A 738-nucleotide genomic window follows, 5' to 3' on the forward strand; every position below is an offset into this window, starting at 1 on the left:
AGCGTGTGGGGCCACCTGGCGCTGCTGTGCCTCAAGTGTGCGCCGCTGCGGCCCGCCGAGGCGGAGCAAGCGCTGGCACAGGCGCTGAAGCTGGAACTAGGGGACGCCACTCTGCTGCAGGAGCTGGGGGAGCTGCTGGCGGAGGCGGGGCAGTTCCGGTCCGCCGAGGGCCCGTTCCGCCGCGCGTTGGTCGCCACGCCCGCTGCTCGGGGTGGCGATCGCAGCAGCGGGGCGCGGCTGCTGCGGCTGCTGGGTCGCGTGGTGTCGGCGCAGGGGCGCGCGGAGGAGCGGAGGACGTGAGCAAGCAGGTGACGCGCGCGCCGCTGGGCAGCAACGACTCCCTCACCCCCTCCAACATGGTCTTCTCCACCACCACCGTGGCCGACGGTCACGCGCGCGGCATTGTGGTGGCGGTGAGCATGGCAACGCGGGTGGGCGCCATTGCCCGCCTGCTCGCGCAGGGCGGCGCCGGCGAGGTGGGCGAGGAGGAGCAGGAGCGGCGCAAGCGCTCGCGCCGCCCGCTGCTGCAGTACAAGCTGCACCGGCTGGGCATCCTGCTGAGCATCGTGGCCGTTGTGACGTGCGTCATTGTGTTTGTGGTGGGCACCGTGCGCGGGTACAGCGAGGACCCCGACCAGCCCGTGTGGCTGCAGAACCTGCTGCTGGCCGCCGCGCTGGGCGTGTCCGCCATCCCCGAGGGCCTGCCCCTGTGCGTCACCATCTGCCTGGCCGTGGGCA

1 protein-coding gene and 1 pseudogene are annotated in these 738 nt (G+C 73.0%); both read left to right on the forward strand.

All coding sequences use genetic code 11. The annotated features are described in order from the left end of the window. Window positions 1–300, forward strand: a 300-nt coding sequence (locus tag ACK41V_RS23580) for a tetratricopeptide repeat protein (RefSeq protein WP_409786122.1), incomplete at its 5' end; no start/stop codon positions are given. After that, window positions 297–738 (forward strand): annotated as a pseudogene (locus ACK41V_RS23585) (hypothetical protein); the annotation flags it as partial. The gene ACK41V_RS23580 and the pseudogene ACK41V_RS23585, both read left to right, overlap by 4 nt.

Source organism: Acidovorax sp. (assembly GCF_046291265.1).
Classification (GTDB): domain Bacteria; phylum Pseudomonadota; class Gammaproteobacteria; order Burkholderiales; family Burkholderiaceae_C; genus Acidovorax.